Origin of the sequence: Pseudomonas sp. URIL14HWK12:I5, assembly GCF_900176445.1 — a bacterium.
In the GTDB taxonomy this organism is placed as follows: Bacteria; Pseudomonadota; Gammaproteobacteria; order Pseudomonadales; family Pseudomonadaceae; genus Aquipseudomonas; species Aquipseudomonas monteilii.
In genome coordinates this window covers 18,574-38,103 of record NZ_FWXQ01000004.1, presented here as the reverse complement: position 1 = coordinate 38,103, position 19,530 = coordinate 18,574, and the positions used below count along the sequence as shown (strand labels likewise).

The window sequence follows — 19,530 nt, the reverse complement described above, 5'->3', positions numbered from 1 at the left end:
GGGAAGCTTCCTACGACGTGCGACAAGCTATTCAGAATGATAATGATTGTCAAATACGAAACGTAATTAGTATCTGTATCTTTCAGTTCTAAGGGCGCGCGCCTCTGTCCCGTTAATTTCTGCCCCCGCCCATCCGTTCCCCTGTGTACATCCTTGGTCGCCAATTGCTGCCCGCCACGTTCGCGTTGCAGCCGGCCCGACTCAACCAGACACTGGCAGGAACACCCCATGACGGACGCCTTCGAACTCCCGCTCTCGCTGGTCCAGGCTCTGGCGCAACGCGCCGCACAGACCCCGGACAAGATAGCCTTGCGCTTTCTGGCCGACGCCCCTGGCGAGCAGGCGGTGCTCAGCTATCGGGACCTCGACCAGCGCGCGCGCACCATCGCCGCCGCCCTGCAGGCCCGTGCCAGCTTCGGCGACCGTGCGGTGTTGTTGTTCCCCAGTGGCCCGGATTATGTGGCAGCGTTCTTTGGCTGCCTGTATGCGGGCGTGATCGCGGTGCCGGCCTACCCGCCGGAGTCTGCACGTCAGCACCACCAGGAACGCCTGCTGTCGATCATCGCCGATGCCGAACCACGCCTGCTGTTGACCGTGACGGCGTTGCACGAAAACCTGCAGGGCCTGGAAGCGCTGGCGGCGCACAACGCCCCCGAACTGCTGGCGGTGGACGGCCTGGACCCGGCGCTGGCGGCGAACTGGCGCGCGCCCACGCTGAAGGGCGATGACATCGCCTTCCTGCAATACACCTCGGGCTCCACCGCGTTGCCCAAGGGCGTGCAGGTCAGCCATGGCAACCTGGTGGCCAACGAACAGTTGATCCGCCAAGGCTTCGGCATCGACCTCAACCCCGACGACGTGATCGTCAGCTGGCTGCCGCTCTATCACGACATGGGCCTGATCGGTGGCCTGCTGCAGCCAATTTTCAGCGGCGTGCCGTGCGTGCTGATGTCGCCGGGCTACTTCCTGGCCCGGCCACTGCGCTGGTTGCAGGCCATCAGCGAGTACGGTGGCACCATCAGCGGCGGCCCCGATTTCGCCTACCGCCTGTGCAGCGAAAGGGTCAGCGAGGCCTCGTTGGCCGGGCTCGACCTGAGCCGCTGGCGCGTGGCCTATTCCGGCTCCGAGCCGATCCGCCAGGACAGCCTGGCGACGTTCGCCGACAAGTTCCAGGCCTGCGGCTTCGACCCGCAGAGCTTCTTCGCCAGCTACGGCCTGGCCGAAGCCACCCTGTTCGTCAGCGGCAGCCGCCGTGGCCAGGGTATCGCCGCGCTGGAGCTGGACGCCGAAGCCTTCGCCGCCAACCGTGCCCAACCGGGCCAGGGCAGCGTGCTGATGAGCTGCGGCTACCCGCAGCCCGGGCACGCCATGCGCATCGTCGAGCCCCGGCAACTGCAGGTGCTGGGCGATAACCAGGTGGGTGAAATCTGGGCTGGCGGGCCGAGCATCGCCCGGGGGTACTGGCGCAACCCCGAAGCCAGCGCCAGCACCTTCGTTGAAATGGACGGCCAGACCTGGCTGCGCACCGGCGACCTGGGCTTTATGCGCGAGGGCGAGGTGTTCGTCACCGGGCGCCTGAAAGACATGCTGATCGTGCGTGGGCAGAACCTCTACCCGCAGGACCTGGAGAAAACCCTCGAGCGTGAAGTTGAAGAACTGCGCAAAGGCCGGGTGGCCGTGTTCGCTGTCGAGCATCAGGGCGAGGAGGGCATCGGCGTGGCGGTGGAGATCAGCCGCAACGTGCAAAAGGCAATCAAGCCCCAGGACCTCATCAAGACCCTGCGCCAGGTAATCGCCGATGCCTGCCGCCAGGCCCCTGCCGTGGTCCTGCTGCTGAACCCCGGCGCGCTGCCCAAGACCTCCAGTGGCAAGCTGCAGCGCTCGGCCTGCCGCCTGCGCATGGACGATGGCAGCCTGGACTGCTATGCCCGCTTCCCGGATGTGAGCGAAGCCGCTACAGGCGCGGTTGCTGCCGATGAACTGCAGGCACGCATCGCTGCGGTGTGGCGCGACATCCTCAAGGTCGAGGCGATTGCGGCGCACGACCACTTCCTGCTGCTGGGCGGCAACTCCATCGCCGCCACCCAGGCCACCGCCCGACTGGCCGATGAGCTGGGTATCAACCTGAGCCTGCGCACCCTGTTCGAAGCGCCGGTGCTGGCCGATTACAGTAGCGCTGTGGCGTCGATCATCGCGCAGGGCGCTGCCGAAGGCGCCACTATCGCAACCCTGGAACGCGGCCACGCCTTGCCCCAGTCGCTGGCGCAAAACCGCTTGTGGCTGATGTGGCAGTTGGAGCCACAATCGGCAGCCTACAACATTCCGGCCGGCCTGCAGCTGCGTGGCGAGCTGGATGAAAGCGCGCTGGAGGCTGCCTTCCAGGCGCTGGTGGCACGCCACGAATCCCTGCGTACCGTCTTCAGTGAAGAAGACGGCCAGGCCCTGCAGCGTATCCTGCCGCAACAGCCGTTCAGCCTGCGCCGCCTGGACCTCGAAGGCCAGGCCGCAGAGCAGGTCAGCGCCCAGCGTGAAGCCGAAGCCCGTCAGCCGTTCGACCTGACCCAAGGCCCGTTGCTGCGCGTGACCCTGGCCCGGCTGGGCGACGAAGACCACCAGCTGTGGGTGACCCTGCACCACATCGTCGCCGACGGCTGGTCGCTGAACATCCTGCTGGATGAATTCGCCAAGCTGTACGCCGCCCGCTGCCAAGGCCTGGAGACCAGCCTGGCGCCGCTGACCCTGGGTTACGCCGACTATGGCAGCTGGCAGCGACAATGGTTGGCCGACGGTGAAGCCGAACGCCAATTGCAGTACTGGAAGGCACAGTTGGGTGATGACCTGCCGGCGCTAGATCTGTGCACCGACCACCCCCGTGCCAGCCAGCGCGAGCGCAGCGCCGCACGCTTCAACCTCAAGGTGCCGGCCAAGCTCGCCGAAGCACTCAAGGGCCTGGCCCGCGAACAACAGGCCAGCCTGTTCATGGTCCTGCTGGCCGGCTGGCAGGCGCTGCTGCACCGCTACAGCGGCCAGGCCGACATCCGCGTCGGCGTGCCCAACGCCAACCGCCCGCGCCTGGAAACCCAAGGCATGGTCGGCTTCTTCATCAATACCCAGGTGCTGCGCGCACAGCTCGACGGCCGCCTGCCGTTCACGCAGCTGCTGGCCCAGGTGCGCCAAGCCACCCTGGACGCCCAGGCCAACCAGGACCTGCCGTTCGAACAGCTGGTCGAAGCCCTGCCCGAAGCACGCGAGCAGGGCCTGTTCCAGGTCATGTTCAACCACCAGCAGCGCGACCTGTCGGCCTTGCGTCGCCTGCCGGGCCTGCTGGCCGAGGAGCTGCCGTGGCACAGCCGCGAAGCCAAGTTCGACTTGCAGTTGCACAGTGAAGAAGACCACCAGGGCCGCCTGAGCCTGGCCTTCGACTATGCCGCCGAGCTGTTCGACGTCAGCACTGTCAAACGCCTGGCCCATCACTTGCTGGCGCTGCTGGAGCAAGTCAGTGCTACGCCACAGCGGGCCTTGGGCGAGGTGCAATTGCTGGACGAGGCTGGCCGAGCGCAGCTGCTGAGCTGGGGCCAGGCGCCGGCCATCTCGCCGCAACGGCTGCTGGTCGAGCAGCTTAACGAACAGGCCCGACTGGCCCCGCAGCGCACAGCGCTGGCCTGGGAAGGCGGCAGCCTCGACTACGCCGAGCTGCACCAGCAGGCCAACCGCCTGGCCCATTACCTGCGTGACAAAGGCGTCGGCCCCGACACCTGCGTAGCCATTGCCATCGAGCGTTCGCCGCAGTTGCTGGTTGGCCTGCTGGCCATCCTCAAGGCCGGCGGCGCCTACGTGCCGCTGGATGTCGACTACCCGGCCGAACGCCTGGCTTACATGCTCGCCGACTGCAACGCCGGCCTGTTGCTGAGCCATAGCAGCCTGCTGGGCAAGCTGCCACATGTCGACGGCGTCAGCGCCATTGCCCTCGACCAGTTGCACCTGGACAGCTGGCCCAGCCACGCGCCCGGCCTGCACCTGCACGGCGACAACCTGGCCTACGTGATCTACACCTCCGGCTCCACCGGCCAGCCCAAAGGCGTGGGCAACACCCATGCGGCACTGGCCGAACGCTTGCAATGGATGCAGACCACCTACGCGCTGAACGACAGCGACGTATTGATGCAGAAGGCGCCAATCAGCTTCGACGTATCGGTATGGGAATGCTTCTGGCCGCTGGTCACCGGTTGCAAGCTGGTACTGGCCGGCCCCGGCGAGCACCGCGACCCGCAGCGCATCGCTGCGCTGGTACAGGCCCATGGCGTGACCACGCTGCACTTCGTGCCGCCGCTGTTGCAAGTGTTCGTCCAGGAGCCGCAGGTGGCCGCCTGCAACAGCCTGCGCCGCGTGTTCTCGGGCGGCGAAGCGCTGTCTGCCGCCTTGCGCGACCGCGTATTGCAAGTGCTGCCGCAGGTGCAACTGCACAACCGCTATGGCCCGACCGAAACCGCCATCAACGTCACCCACTGGCACTGCCAGGTGGCGGATGGCGAGCGCTCGCCCATCGGCCGCCCGTTGGGCAATGTGCTGTGCCGCGTGCTGGACGATGAGCTGGAGCTGACGGCTCCCGGCGTACCGGGCGAGCTGTACCTCGGTGGCGCAGGCCTGGCCCGTGGCTATCTGGGCCGCCCCGGCCTTACCGCCGAACGCTTCGTGCCCCAGGCCGACGGCAATGGCGAACGCCTGTACCGTAGCGGCGACCGCGCCCGCTGGCAGGTTCAGCTTGAGGCCCTGGAGTACCTCGGTCGCCTCGACCAGCAGGTGAAGGTGCGCGGCTTCCGTGTCGAGCCTGAGGAAGTACAGGCCTGCCTGTTGGCCCAGGCCGGTGTCGAGCAGGCACTGGTATTGATTCACAAGGATGCCGTCGGCGCGCAACTGGTCGGCTATTACAGCGGCAGTGCCCAACCCGTCGAGTTGCTGGCGGTGCTGGCTGAGCAACTGCCGGCCTATATGGTGCCGGCGCAACTCATCCCGCTGGCACAGATGCCACTGGGCCCCAGCGGTAAAGTCGACCGCAAGGCGCTGCCGGCACCGGTGTGGCAGCAACGCGAACACGTCGAGCCAAAAACCGAACTGCAACAGCAGGTCGCTGCCATTTGGCGTGAGGTGCTGAAGCTGCCGCGTGTCGGCCTGCAGGACGACTTCTTCGCCCTGGGCGGGCACTCGCTGCTGGCCACCCAGATCGTCTCCCGCAGCCGCCAGGCTTGTGACGTCGAGCTGCCGCTCAAGGCCTTGTTCGAAGCCAGCGAGCTGGGCGCGTTCTGTGCCGAGATCGAACGCATCCGCGCCGCCGGCGAGCGCAACCTGCAAAGCGAAATCGCCCGTGTCGACCGCCGTCAGGCCGTACCGTTGTCGTATTCGCAGCAGCGCATGTGGTTCCTCTGGCAAATGGAGCCGGACAGCCCGGCCTACAACGTCGGCGGCATGGCGCGCCTGCGCGGCACCCTGCATGTAGACGCCTTCGAGCGTGCATTGCAGGCGCTGATCGTGCGCCACGAAACCCTGCGCACCACCTTCCCCAGCATCGACGGTGTGCCGTACCAGTGCGTGGCCGAAGACAGCGGCCTGCAACTGGACTGGCAAGACTTCAGCGCCTTGCCCGCCGATGCCCGCCGGCAACGCCTGCAACAACTGGCTGACGACCAGGCGCACCAGCCGTTTGACCTGGAGCGTGGCCCGCTGCTGCGCGCCTGCCTGGTCAAGGCCGAGGAGCGTGAGCACTTCTTCGTGCTGACCCTGCACCACATCGTCACCGAAGGCTGGGCCATGGACATCTTCGCCCGCGAACTGGGCGAACTGTACGAGGCCTTTGTCGATGACCGCGACTCGCCGCTGGCGCCGCTGCCGGTGCAATACCTGGACTACAGCGTGTGGCAACGGCAGTGGCTGGAAAGCGGCGAGGGGGCCCGCCAGCTGGATTACTGGAAGGCTCGCCTGGGCGACGAACACCCGGTGCTGGCATTGCCCGCCGACCGCCCGCGCCCGGCCGTGCAGAGCCACCGTGGCGAGCTGTACCGCTTCGAGCTCGACCCGGCACTGGTCGCTCGCGTGCATGCCTTCAACAGCCAGCGCGGCCTGACCCTGTTCATGACCATGACCGCCACCCTGGCCGCCTTGCTGCACCGCTACAGCGGCCAGCGAGACCTGCGCATTGGCGCGCCGGTGGCCAACCGCATTCGCCCGGAAAGTGAAGGCCTGATTGGCGCCTTCCTCAACACCCAGGTGCTGCGTTGCGAGCTGGACGGGCAGATGACCGCCAGCGAACTGCTGGAGCAGATGCGCCAGGCCGCCATCGAAGGCCAGTCGCACCAGGACCTGCCGTTCGACCAGCTGGTCGAGGCCTTGCAGCCACCGCGCAGCAGTGCCTACAACCCGCTGTTCCAGGTGATGTGCAACGTGCAGCGCTGGGCCTTCCAGCAAAGCCGTACGCTGGCCGGCATGCAGGTGGATTACCTGGTCAACGACGCCAGCGCCACCAAGTTCGACCTGTACCTGGAGGTGACCGACCTCGACGGCCGCCTGGGCTGCTGCCTGACCTACAGCCGCGACCTGTTCGACGAGCCACGCATCGCGCGGATGGCCGAGCACTGGCAACAACTGCTGGTCGGTCTGCTGGACAACCCGCAACAGCGCCTGTGCGAGCTGCCGATGCTGAGCAGCGCCGAGCAGCAGGTGTTGGTGGAGCAGTTGCAGGGTGAGCAGGACTTCGACCTTGACCACACGTTGCATGGCCTGTTCGCCGCCCAGGCGGCACGCACGCCACAGGCGGGTGCGCTGACCTTCGCCGGCCAGCACATGACCTACGCCGAGCTCGACCAGCAGGCCAACCGCCTGGCCCGCGCCTTGCGTGAGCGCGGTGTCGGTCCGCAGGTACGCGTGGGCATGGCGCTAGAGCGCTCGCTGGAAATGGTCGTCGGCCTGCTGGCCATCCTCAAGGCGGGCGGCGCCTATGTGCCGCTGGACCCGGAGTACCCGCTCGACCGCCTGCGCTACATGATCGAAGACAGCCGCATTGGCTTGCTGATCAGCCAGCGCGAGCTGCTGCAAACCCTGGGCGAGCTGCCTGAAGGCGTGGCCCGCTGGAGCCTGGAAGACGATGCCGCCAGCCTGTCGGCCTACAGCGATGCACCGCTCGACAACGTCAGCCTGCCGCAGCACCAGGCCTACCTGATCTACACCTCCGGCTCTACCGGCAAGCCCAAGGGCGTGGTGGTCAGCCACGGCGAATTCGCCATGCATTGTCAGGCGGTGATTGCCGCATTCGGCATGCGCAGCGATGACTGCGAGCTGCATTTCTATTCGATCAACTTCGACGCGGCCAGCGAGCGCCTGTGGGTGCCGCTGCTGTGCGGTGCCCGCGTGGTGCTGCGCGCCCAGGGGCAGTGGGGTGCCGAAGAGATCTGCCAGCTGGTACGTGATCAGCAGGTAAGTATTCTGGGCTTTACCCCCAGCTATGGCAGCCAGTTGGCCCAGTATCTGGGCGGGCACGGCGAACAACTGGCGGTGCGCCTGGTGATTACCGGTGGCGAAGCGCTGACTGGCGAGCACCTGCAGCGTATTCGCCAGGCCTTTGCGCCGCAGCAGTTCTTCAACGCCTACGGCCCAACCGAAACCGTGGTCATGCCGCTGGCCTGCCTGGCGCCACAAACGCTGCCGGCAGAGCTGGGCAGCGTGCCGATCGGCCGCGTCATTGGTAGCCGTACTGCTTACATCCTCGACGAAGACCTGGCCTTGTTGCCACAGGGCGGCATTGGCGAGCTGTATGTCGGCGGTGCCGGCCTGGCCCAGGGTTACCACGACCGCCCGGGCCTCAGCGCCGAGCGCTTCGTCGCCGACCCGTTCAACACCGAAGGCGGGCGCCTGTACCGCACCGGCGACCTGGTACGCCTGGGCACGGATGGCCTGGTGGAGTACGTCGGCCGTGCCGACCAGCAGGTGAAAATTCGCGGCTTCCGCATCGAGTTGGGCGAAATCGAAAGCCGCCTGCAGGCGCATGCCGATGTCGACGAGGCTGTGGTGCTGGCCCTCGACTTGCCCGGTGGCAAGCAACTGGTGGGTTACCTGGTGTGCAAGCAGGCCGCTGCCGGTAGCGAGGCGCAAAACGTGTTGCGCAACGCGGTGAAAGCCGATGCCCGCCAGCACCTGCCGGACTACATGGTGCCTGCGCACCTGGTGCTGCTCGAAAGCCTGCCGCTGATGGGTAACGGCAAGCTCGACCGTCGTGCCCTGCCGCTGCCCGATCTGGAACAGGCCCGCCAGCAATACCAGGCCCCCGGCAACGAAGTGGAGGCGCAACTGGCGCAGATCTGGCGCGATGTGCTCAACGTGGCCCAGGTTGGCGTGCAAGACAACTTCTTCGAACTGGGCGGCGACTCGATCCTGTCGATTCAGGTGGTCAGCCGGGCCCGCCAGGCCGGCTTGCAATTCACCCCGCGCGACCTGTTCCAGCACCAGACCATCCAGACCTTGGCAGCGGTGGTGAAGCACAGCGAAGCCGTGAGCACCATCGAGCAGGGCCAGCGCCAGGGCCAGGTCGGTCTGACGCCGATCCAGCACTGGTTCTTCGACAGCGAAGTGCCGCAGCCGCAGCACTGGAACCAGGCGGTGTTGCTGGAGGCGCGTCAATCGCTGGATGAGAATGCGCTGGCGCAGGCCTTGGCCGCACTGCTCGAGCACCACGACAGCTTGCGCCTGCGCTTCAGCGAGGCCCGTGGTCGCTGGCAGGCCGAGTACGCCCAGCCAGCCGCCGAGCAACTGCTGTGGACCGCCACGGTCGCCGACTTTGCCGATTGCCAGCCGCTGTACACCGACTTGCAGCGCAGCCTCGACCTGCAACAGGGCCCGCTGCTGCGTGCCTTGCTGGTGCGTGACGGGCAGGGCAGTCAGCGCCTGTTGCTGGCGATTCATCACCTGGTGGTCGATGGCGTGTCCTGGCGGGTACTGCTGGAAGACCTGCAGGCGTTGTACCGTGGCCAGCCGCTGCCGGCCAAGACCCACGCCATGGGCGACTGGGCCGCGCGCCTGGCCAGCTACGCGGGCAGCGATTCGCTGCGTGACGAACTGGGCTGGTGGCAAGGCCAGCTGGGTGGCGTGCGCCGCGAATTGCCGTGCGACCACCCGCAAGGCGGCAACCTGCACCGCCACGCCCACACCCTGGCCATCGGCCTGGATGTGGAGCAGACCCGGCAACTGCTGCAACAGGCCCCGGCGGCCTACCACACCCAGGTCAACGACCTGCTGCTGACGGCGCTGGCGCGAGCCTTGTGCCGCTGGAGCGGCGATGAGGAAGTGCTGGTGCAGCTTGAAGGCCATGGCCGTGACGGGTTGTTCGAAGACATGGACCTGACCCGTAGCGTCGGTTGGTTCACCAACGCGTATCCGCTCAGCCTGCGCCCACAGCCAGGCGAGGACGATGCGGCGCGGGCCGGTTCGATCAAGCGCATCAAGGAACAACTGCGTCAGGTGCCGCACAAAGGCCTGGGCTACGGCGTGCTGCGCTACCTGGCCGACCCGCAAGGGCGCGAGCAGATGGCGGCCTTGCCGCAGGCGCGCATCACCTTCAACTACCTGGGCCAGTTCGACCAGCAGTTCGACAGCGCGGCGCTGTTCCAGCCGCTGGAAGCCCCGGCCGGCTTGGCGCATGACCTCGACGCACCGCTGCCCAACTGGCTGAGCGTCGATGGCCAGGTGTATGGCGGTGCCTTGCAACTGCGCTGGACCTTCAGTGCCGAACGCTACGACGAACGCACCATCGCAACGTTGGCCGAGGCCTACCGCCAGGAGCTGCTGGCGCTGGTCGCTCATTGCCTGGCCGATGGCAACGGCAGCTTCACCCCGTCGGACTTCCCGCTGGCACACCTTAGCCAGGAGCAGATCGACACGCTGCCTGTACCAGCAGCACAGATCGAAGACGTCTACCCGCTGACGCCAATGCAGGAAGGCATGCTGCTGCACACCCTGCTGGAGCCGGGCACGGGCCTGTACTACATGCAGGACCGCTACCGCATCAACAGCGCCCTGGACCCCGAGCGTTTCGCCCAGGCCTGGCAGGCCGTGGTGGCGCGCCACGAAGCGTTGCGCGCATCGTTCAGCTGGAACAGCGGCGAGGCGATGCTGCAGATCATTCACAAACCGGGCAACCTGGCGGTGGATTACCAAGACTGGCGCGGCCTCGCGGACGACGCTCAGGAGCAGCGCCTGCAAGCCCTGCACAAGCAGGAGCGCGAGGCCGGGTTCGCCCTGCTCAGCGAGGCGCCGTTCCACCTGCGCCTGGTGCGCGTGGCCGACGAGCGCTACTGGTTCATGATGAGCAACCACCACATCCTGATCGATGCCTGGTGCCGCTCGCTGTTGATGAACGACTTCTTCGAGGTGTACCAGGCCCTTGGCGAAGGCCGTCAGGCCCAACTGCCGGTGCCGCCACGTTACCGCGACTACATCGGCTGGCTGCAACGCCAGGGCCTGGACGATGCACGCGCCTGGTGGCAGGCGAACCTGGCCGGTTTCGAGCGCGCCACTGCCATCCCGAGTGACCGCCCGCTGCGCCATGACCACGCCGGCAGCGGGATGGTGGTGGGCGATTGCTACACCCGCCTTGACGCCAGTGATGGCGTGCGCCTGCGCGAACTGGCCCAGGCCCACCAGCTCACCGTCAACACCTTCGCCCAGGCGGCCTGGGCCTTGGTGCTGGCGCGTTACAGCGGCGACCGCGATGTGGCCTTTGGCGTGACCGTGGCCGGGCGCCCGGTGAGCATGCCGCAGATGCAGCGCACCGTCGGCCTGTTCATCAACAGCGTTGCCTTGCGCGTGCAGTTGCCGGAAGCCGGTGAGCGCCGCAGTGTGCGCCAGTGGCTGCAAGGCCTGCTGCAAAGCAACATGGAGCTGCGCGAGTACGAATACCTGCCGCTGGTGGCGATTCAGGAGTGCAGCGAGCTGCCCAAAGGCCAGCCGCTGTTCGACAGCCTGTTCGTGTTCGAGAACGCCCCGGTGGAAACCGTCGTGCTCGACCATGCCCAGCACCTGAATGCCAGTTCCGATTCGGGCCGTACCCACACCAACTTCCCGCTGACGGCGGTGTGCTACCCGGGCGACGACCTTGGCCTGCACCTGTCGTTCGACCAGCGCTACTTCGACTTCCCGACCGTCGAGCGCCTGCTGGCCGAGTTCAAGCGCCTACTGCTGGCGCTGGTGCAAGGCTTCGAGGGTGAGGTAAGCGAACTGCCGCTGCTGGGGGTAGAAGAACAGCGCTTCCTGCTGGAAGACTCCAACCGCACCGACCGCGACTACCCGCTGGAGCACAGTTACATTGCGCTGTTCGAAGCACAGGTGGCCGCGCACCCGGAACGTACCGTGGCCCGCTGCCTGGAAGCGTCCTACGACTATGCCGGGCTGAACCTGGCAGCCAACCGCCTGGGCCACGCCCTGATCGCAGCGGGTGTGAGCGTGGACCAACCGGTGGCGCTGCTGGCCGAGCGCGGCTTGCCGCTGCTGGGCATGATCGTTGGCAGCTTCAAGGCCGGTGCGGGCTACCTGCCACTGGACCCGGGCCTGCCGGCGGCGCGCCTGCAAAGCATCATCCAGCTCAGCCGTACCCCGGTGCTGGTGTGCAGCGCGGCCTGTGCCGAGCAAGGTCGGCAACTGCTGGGCGAACTGGAGGCTGCGGTACGGCCACAGTTGCTGGTGTGGGAAGACATCCAGGCGAGTCAGGTTGCCAGCCATAACCCAGGCATTCACAGTGGCCCGGACAACCTGGCCTATGTGATCTACACCTCAGGCTCCACCGGCCTGCCAAAAGGGGTGATGGTGGAGCAGCGCGGCATGCTCAACAACCAGCTGAGCAAGGTGCCGTACCTGGCGCTGAGCGAGCAGGACGTGATCGCCCAGACTGCCTCGCAAAGCTTCGACATTTCGGTGTGGCAGTTCCTCGCCGCACCGTTGTTCGGGGCCAAGGTGGAGATTGTGCCGAACGGCATCGCCCATGACCCGCAGGGCCTGCTGGCACATGTGCAGGCTACCGGCATCACTGTGCTGGAAAGCGTGCCATCGCTGATTCAAGGCATGCTGGCCAACGACCACCAGGCCCTCGATGGCCTGCGCTGGATGCTGCCGACCGGCGAAGCCATGCCACCGGAGCTGGCGGCGCAGTGGCTGCAACGCTACCCGCATATCGGCCTGGTCAATGCCTACGGGCCGGCAGAATGCTCCGATGATGTGGCGTTCTTCCGTGTCGATGCTGCGTCGACCCAAGGCAGCTACCTGCCGATCGGCACACCGACCGACAACAACCGACTGTACCTGTTTGGTGAAGACCAGGCGCTGGTGCCGCTGGGTGCGGTGGGCGAGCTTTGCGTGGCGGGTACCGGTGTGGGCCGTGGCTATGTCGGCGACCCGGTACGCACGGCCTTGGCGTTCATTCCTCATCCTTACGGAGCGCCGGGCGAGCGCCTGTACCGCACCGGCGATCTGGCGCGGCAGCGCCCGGACGGATTGCTGGAGTACGTCGGGCGCATCGACCACCAGGTGAAGATCCGCGGTTACCGCATCGAGCTGGGCGAAATCGAAGCGCGCCTGCACGAACAGGCGGAAATCCGCGACGCTGCGGTGGGCGTGCAGGAAGGCGTCAATGGCAAGCATCTGGTCGGTTACCTGGTGGCCCACCAGGGTATCGCCGCTGACGCCGGGCTGCTGGAGCAGGTGAAGCAACGCCTGCGTGCCGAGTTGCCGGAATACATGGTGCCGCTGCACTGGGGCTGGTTCGACCACCTGCCGCACAACGCCAATGGCAAGCTCGACCGCAAGGCGTTGCCGGCCATCGACATCGGCGGCCAGCACAGCCAGGCCTATCAGGCGCCGCGCAACGAGCTGGAGGAAGTGTTGGCCGGTATCTGGGCCGATGTGCTCAAGACCGAGCGGGTGGGGGTGCGCGACAACTTCTTCGAGTTGGGCGGGCATTCGTTGCTGGCCACGCAGATCGCTTCGCGGGTGCAGAAACAGCTGCAACTGAACGTGCCACTGCGGGCGATGTTCGAGTGCAGCACGGTGGAGGAGCTGGCCGAGTATGTGCAGGGGTTGCAGGGCAGTGCGCTGGATGACGACAAGGTCGACCGGCTCAGTGACCTGATGGCCGAGCTGGAAGGGTTGTAAACCTGCACTGGCCTCCTCGCGGGTAAACCCGCGAAGAGGCCGGCACAGGCAACCCGTATTTCAGCGCTTGCCGAGAATTTTGCCCAGCATCTCCGGCCGAGGTGCCCCTTGCTGGCTCTGCAAGTTGCCCTGTTCATCCTGATAGAAAATCGCCGGGGTTGCTTGCAAACCCATCTCTTCCATCAACGCCATGTTCGCCGCCAGCTTCTGCTGCACGGCCTCCGGCACCTGCTCCAGTGCCTTCAGCTTGCTGGCCTTGCCGGCTTTTTCATGCGCTTGCAATGCCTTGGCCGGGTCTTTCGCCGCCAGCAGGGCTGCCGATTTGCCCGGGCTGTCCTCGCGGATGATGCCGACCATGATATGGCGCAACTGCACCTTGCCCGATTCCACCCATGGCCGTGCCTGTTCCCAGAACATATTGCAGTACGGGCAGTTCGGGTCGCTGAACAGGTACACCTTGCGTGGCGCATCGGCCTTGCCGTCGGCAATCCACGCGGTTTTCTCCATCTTCGCCCAGATTTCCTTGCTCATCGGCGCATACACCAGCTTTTCCAGCGGTTCGGCGCTCAGGTCCTTGCCTTGTTCGTCGAACAGGCTGCCGACCAGCACATGCTTGCCGTCGGGGGTGAGGTACAGGGCCAGGGCGTTGTTCTGGTACTCGGCGGCGTAACCGCGCAGGCCGTTGGGCGCGTCGAAGCTGCCTTTGATCACGGCGCCCTTGGCTTGCAGTTGCTGAACGGCCTTGGGCAGCTCTTCGGCCTGCAAGGCGGGGGCGGCCAGCAGGGCCAGGGACAGGGGCAGCAGTGCAGTCAGTCGCATGTCAGTTTCCTTGTGCGGCAGGGGCGGGCGCGGTGGCCCGGTCGAAAGGCTCCAGGGCGTGGCGCAGGCTGGCCCGGGACAGCTCGCCCAGGTGGCTGCCGACCAGCCGCCCGTCGGCGTCGTAGAACAGGGTGGTGGGCAGGGCCATGGAGCCGACGCGCTGGGCCAGCAGGCCGGTGCCGTCGAACAGCACATGGGTCAGGCTCAGGCCGGTGGTGGCAAGGAAGGTGCTGACGTTTTCCGGGGTTTCGCCCTGGTTGACGAACAGGAAGGTCACATGCGGATAGTCGCTTTGCGCCTGTTGCAGCACCGGCATTTCCCTGCGGCAGGGCGGGCACCAGGTGGCCCAGATGTTGATCACCAGCGGCTTGCCACGGTAGCTGTGCAAGGCGACGGATTGGCCGCCAGCGTTGCGCAGGCTCAGTTCCGGCAGCTCGGTGCCTTTGCTGTACAGGTGCCCGCCCAGGCTGGCCAGGCCCCAGAACAACGCACCACTGAACAGCGCCCAACCCAGCGGGCGACGCAGGCCCGGTTGGCGCCAGCCCTGCCACAGGGCTGCGAGGACGATACCGGCCAGGCCCGACCAGAACAGGAAGCCGCCGTCGCGAATGTCGATGATCTGCAACGGCTCATCGCGGTACATCGGCCAGTAGGCCAGCACGAAGCCTGCGCGGGCAGCCAGCACACCGATCAGGAACAGGTTGAACAGTGCCGACTCGGGGCTTTCGCCGCCACGCCGGGCGACAAACCAGCCGACCACGCTGGCGATCCCCAGGGCGGCGAGCATCAGCAGGTGGTTGAGGGCCATGGTCAGTGGCCCGAGGGTTACGGTCAGCATCAGCCTTGGCTCCTGGTCTGGGCCCAGTGCTGCTGGAACGTGGCGGCGTCCACTTCACCCGTGATGCGCCGCGCGCGGCGTTCGTCGCCTTCCGGGCCGATCCAGATGATGCTGGGCGGACCGGGTACCTGGTAGCGCTGCAGCAAGGCTTTGCTGGCCGGGCTGTCGGCGGTCACGTCCAGGCGCAGCAGGTGCACACCGGCCAGGCCGGCCTGCACGTCGCTGCGGGCGAACACCTGCTTTTCCATGACCTTGCACGACACGCACCAGTCGGCGTAGTAGTCGAGCATCACCCACTGGCCACGGGCCTTTGCCGCATCCAGTTCACGTTGCAGGTCTTCAGGGCGGCTCACCGTCACGAAACGGTCTTCGGCTTGCTGGGCGGCGGCCGGCGTGGCGCCCCCAGCGAACGGGCGCAGGGGTTGCCAGAGGTCGTCGCCGCCGGCTGCTGCGCCTACCAGCAACAGGCCGCCCCACAGGGCGCCCAGCAGTGGCACGGCGCGCAATGCTGGCTGGCGCTGCAAGGCCGGCCAGCTGGCCCAGGCCAGGGCGATCAGCCAGGCGCCACTCAGCGCCAGCAGCAGGGTGGCGGGCAGCAGGCTGCGCAGGGTGTACAGCGCCATGGCCAGGAACACGAAGCCGAACACGCCCTTGACCCGCTCCATCCAGGCGCCCGGACGCGGCAGGTAGCGGTTGCCCAGGGTCACCAGCAACAGCAGCGGTACGCCCATGCCCAGGCCAAGGCTGAACAGCACCAGCGCGCCTTGCAACACGTCGCCGCTCTGGGCGATGTACAGCAGCGCACCGGCCAGTGGCGCGGTCATGCACGGGCCAAGCAGCAGGCCGGACAACGCCCCCAGCAGTGCGGCGCCATACAGGTTGCCGCCACGGGTGCCTTGCCCGGCGCGGTCCAGGCGGTCGCGCAGGGCGGCGGGCAGTTGCAGTTCGAAGGCGCCGAACATTGGCAGGGCCAGCAGCACGAACAACACTGCCAGGCTGCCCAGCAGCCAGGGTTGCTGCAGCCAGGCTTGCAGGCTGGCACCCAGCAGCGCGGCGACCACGCCCAGGGCGGCGTACACCAGCGCCATGCTTAGCACATACACCCCGGCCAGCAGCCAGCCGCGGCGGGCGCTGGCGCCGTTGCCCAGCACCAGCCCGGCCAGAATCGGCAGCATTGGCAGCGAGCAGGGGGTAAAGGCCAGCAGCAGGCCAAGGCCGAAGAACGCCAGCAGGCTCCAGGCCAGGTGGCCCTGTTGCAGGCCGCTGGCCAGTGCCTGGTCGCCGGCTTGCTCGGCGACAGGCGCCACACTGCCACCCAGGTCGATTTGCGTGGTTTGCGGCGGGTAGCACAGGCCGGCGTCGGCACAGCCTTGCCAGCCCAGGCGTAGTTGTCCCTGGGCATTGGCGGGCAGCAGCAGCTCAAGCTGGTCGCGGTATACCGCGCTGTCACCAAAGAACTCGTCATGGTGGTTGAGCGCCGGCGGCAGCTGCGGGTGCTGGTCGGCGGGCAGGCCGTCGAACTTCAGGCGCTTCTGGTACAGGTAGTAGCCCGGCTTGATCTGGAAGTACAGGCGCATCTGGCCGTCGGCCTGGCGGTCGTGGGTGAGCACGAAGGCTTGGTTGACCGGTAGAAAGTCAGGTTTGACGTCGAACGGGTTGGCCTGCAAGGGGCCGGCCAGCAACAGTGTCAGGAAGAGCAGGAAAACGCGCATGTCTTCGCCTTGGCAGATCCAGGAATGGGGCCATGCTGGCTGGAGTCGATTAACTCAAGGTTAACCCCTTTTCAACGGATACGAATTGTGGCCCCCTGTATGTCGGTCTTGAATCTCTGCGATTCGTCGAACTGAAGGCGGAGCAAACGTGCAGCATTGTGAACGACAGGTGGTATGCCGGGCGCTGCAGTGGTTTGGCAAGCGCCAGAAGGTGGCGCTGTGAGTGTGATCGCGCTGGTGTTGGCGGCTGGCAGCAGCACGCGCTTCGGTTCCGACAAGCGCCGGGCGACCCTGGCCGATGGCCGCAGCCTGCTGGCGCACAGTGTGGCGCGAGCCAGGGCGGTGTTCGACGAGGTGCGTGTGGTCTTGCGTGAGGGGGAGCGCGGGGAGGATTTCGGGTTACCTGCCGGTTGCCGGGTAATCGGCAGCCCAGATGCCGCGTCCGGTATGGGGCATAGCCTGGCTGTCGGGGCACGGTCGCTTCACGACAGCCAGGCACAGGCGGTAGCGATTTTGCTGGGTGACATGCCATGGATCGAGCCGGCAACCCTGGGCCGGCTGGTCGAGGCCGCCCATGCGTCCCGTATCGTGCTGCCACGCCATGCAGGGCAGCAGGGGCACCCGGTGATCTTCGGGCGGGAGTTCTGGCCGGCGCTGGGGCAACTGCATGGCGATGAAGGGGCACGCTCGGTGGTGCATGCTCACCGGGGTAGCTGTGTGGTGGTCGAGCTGGAAGATGCGGGGGTATTGCTGGATGTCGACACGCCGCTGGGCCTCGCTTGGTTCATAATCCCACCTTAATCCGCCCAAGGTGCAATGCCAGCCATACCACTCCGGGAGCTCCACCATGCACGTTCTGCTCTGCGAGGACGACGACCTGATCGCCGCCGGCATCTGCGCCGGCCTTACTGCCCAGGGCCTGACCGTTGACCGGGTGGGTAACGCCGCCGGTGCGCGGGCGATGCTGCAGGCCGCGCAGTTCGATGTGATGATTCTCGACCTCGGCCTGCCTGACGAAGACGGCTTGAAACTGCTGCGCCGCCTGCGCCAGCAGGGCGAAACACTGCCGGTACTGGTGCTGACTGCCCGTGATGCCGTCACCGACCGCGTCGATGGCCTGCAGGCCGGTGCCGACGACTACCTGCTCAAACCCTTCGACCTGCGCGAGCTGGCCGCTCGTCTGCACACCCTGCTGCGGCGGGTGGCGGGGCGGGCGGTGAATGTGATCGAGCACGGCCCGTTGCGTTACGACCCCAGCAGCTGCGAGGCGACCCTGGCCGGGCGGCCGGTCGACTTGTCCCGCCGGGAGCAGGCCCTGCTCCAGGCATTGCTGCAGAACCCCGGGCGGGTGTTGTCCAGCGAACAACTGAAAGACTGCGTGTATGGCTTTAGCGACGAAGTCGAGAGCAACGCCCTGAACGTGCATATCCACCACCTGCGGCGCAAGCTGGGCAACGGCATCGTCGAGACCGTACGTGGCCTGGGTTACCGCCTGGGCCCGGCGCAGGCGCCGGGAGAGGCCGCATCATGAGCCTGCGGGTACGCCTTAGCCTGATCCTGGGCAGTGCCTTCGTGATCATCTGGGTGCTGGCCGCCGCGTGGATGCTGCGCGACCTGCGCCAGCAGATGATGTTTTCCCTTGACCAGCGCCTGGTGGCGTCGGCGCGTATGGTCGCCGGGCTGATCGACCAGTTGCCGCAGCCGCTCACCGCCAAGGGCGGGGAGGCGCACATTTCTGCCGACCAGTTCAGCGTGCCGGATGGCATGGCCTGCCAGGTCAGCTCGCTGCGTGGCGAGATCCTTGCCAGCAACCACAAGCATGATGGCGCCATGGACGACGAGCGCAGTGGCTTCCGTGACCAGACGATCGACGGTGCACTGTGGCGTACCTTCACCTACAACCATGGTGATGTGCGCATCACCACGGCTGACCGGCACATGGAGCGTGAAGCGCTGAACCAGTCGATTCTGCTGGCCGCTTCGGCACCGGTGCTGATGGCCCTGCTCGGCAGCCTGGGGTTGTTGTGGATTGGCCTGGGCAAAGGCCTGGAGCCGCTCAACCGCATGCGCGATGCGCTACGGCGAAGGCGGGCTGATAGCGTCGAGCCACTGCAGGTGGCAGGCATGCCCAGCGAATTGCAGCCGTTGCTGGAAACCCAGAACCAGCTGTTCCTGCGCATTTCCCAGACCATCGAGCGCGAGCGGCGCCTGACCGACGATGCCGCCCATGAGCTGCGCAGCCCGCTGACCGCTATCAAGACCCACCTGCAAGTGGCGCGCATGACCGACGGCGCCGTGCGCGAGCAGGCGCTGGAGCATGCCGAACAAGGGGCCGACCGCATGCATCGCACGCTGGAGCAGTTGCTGATGCTGGCGCGGGTAGAAGGCAGCCTGTCGTTCGAAGATGGCGTGCAGTGCAGCGCCGAACAGGTGGCCCGGCAGGCGGTGCAGGACGCAGGTGGCGGCGATAACCGGCGCATCGTGCTGCGTTTGCCTGAAGAAGCGACGCAGATCTACCTGGGCATGCCGGCCCCCTTGGCGGTGGCCGCACTGCGCAACCTGCTGGACAACGCCTTGCGCCATGGTGGCGACGAGGCAGTAGAGCTGGAGGTGCAGATGGCCGACGGGCAGGTGGGGTTCATGGTGCGCGACCATGGGCCGGGGATTGCCGACGCCGACCTTGAGCACCTGACCGAGCGCTTTTGGCGTAACGGACAGAGTAGTGGGTGCGGGTTGGGCTTGGCGATCGTGCAGGCGATCGTGCAGCGGTGTGCGGGTAGCCTGAGGTTCGACAGCCGTAGCGATGGTTTGCGGGTCTTGTTGCAGGTGCCGGCGCGCTCGGCCAGTTGACTTCGCTGCCGGTGTTGGCCCTTTCGCGGCTTTACCCGCGAAAGGGCCAACACCGTTTAAGTAAAATCCAGTAACAACCGCTAAATCCTCCCGGCACTCAAGCGTTTTCCAAGCGATAACCGCTCATTC

The 19,530-nt window shown here is 66.5% G+C and carries 7 protein-coding genes; 4 read left to right on the top strand and 3 right to left on the bottom strand.

Translation table 11 applies throughout. The features are described from left to right. The first annotated feature begins 228 nt into the window (after positions 1 to 228). Positions 229 to 13,182, top strand: a complete 12,954-nt coding sequence (locus B9A31_RS10565) for a non-ribosomal peptide synthetase (protein ID WP_084296985.1) — start codon at positions 229 to 231, stop codon at positions 13,180 to 13,182. A 60-nt stretch (positions 13,183 to 13,242) separates the two neighbouring features. On the opposite strand, the gene dsbG is transcribed toward B9A31_RS10565, so the two are convergent. Genes dsbG through dsbD form a run of 3 tightly spaced genes read right to left on the bottom strand, consistent with a single transcriptional unit; the run spans position 13,243 to position 16,551 of the window. Continuing rightward, positions 13,243 to 14,001 carry a thiol:disulfide interchange protein DsbG gene (gene dsbG / locus B9A31_RS10560; protein ID WP_016711686.1) on the bottom strand — a complete coding sequence of 253 codons (759 nt, stop codon included), beginning with the start codon at positions 13,999 to 14,001 and terminating at the stop codon, positions 13,243 to 13,245. Between the two features lies 1 nt (position 14,002). Then, on the bottom strand, positions 14,003 to 14,839 hold the full coding sequence (locus B9A31_RS10555) for a TlpA disulfide reductase family protein (protein ID WP_016711685.1): 837 nt from the start codon (positions 14,837 to 14,839) through the stop codon (positions 14,003 to 14,005). Next, positions 14,839 to 16,551 (bottom strand): protein-disulfide reductase DsbD, encoded by a 1,713-nt coding sequence (dsbD, locus tag B9A31_RS10550; RefSeq protein WP_016711684.1) that lies wholly within the window; start codon positions 16,549 to 16,551, stop codon positions 14,839 to 14,841. The genes B9A31_RS10555 and dsbD overlap by 1 nt, the downstream gene beginning before the upstream one ends. Positions 16,552 to 16,770: 219 nt before the next feature. Between dsbD and B9A31_RS10545 the strand changes: the two genes are divergently transcribed. Genes B9A31_RS10545 through B9A31_RS10535 form a run of 3 tightly spaced genes read left to right on the top strand, consistent with a single transcriptional unit; the run spans position 16,771 to position 19,401 of the window. After that, complete coding sequence (locus B9A31_RS10545; protein ID WP_174244678.1) at positions 16,771 to 17,352, top strand: nucleotidyltransferase family protein; 582 nt, start codon at positions 16,771 to 16,773, stop codon at positions 17,350 to 17,352. A 46-nt stretch (positions 17,353 to 17,398) separates the two neighbouring features. Beyond that, positions 17,399 to 18,082, top strand: coding sequence for a response regulator (locus B9A31_RS10540; RefSeq protein WP_084296983.1), 684 nt, complete (start codon positions 17,399 to 17,401; stop codon positions 18,080 to 18,082). After that, a complete protein-coding gene (locus B9A31_RS10535; RefSeq protein WP_084296982.1) occupies positions 18,079 to 19,401 on the top strand; it encodes an ATP-binding protein in 1,323 nt (440 codons plus the stop codon). Before B9A31_RS10540 ends, B9A31_RS10535 begins: the two co-directional genes overlap by 4 nt. Positions 19,402 to 19,530: the final 129 nt, after the last annotated feature.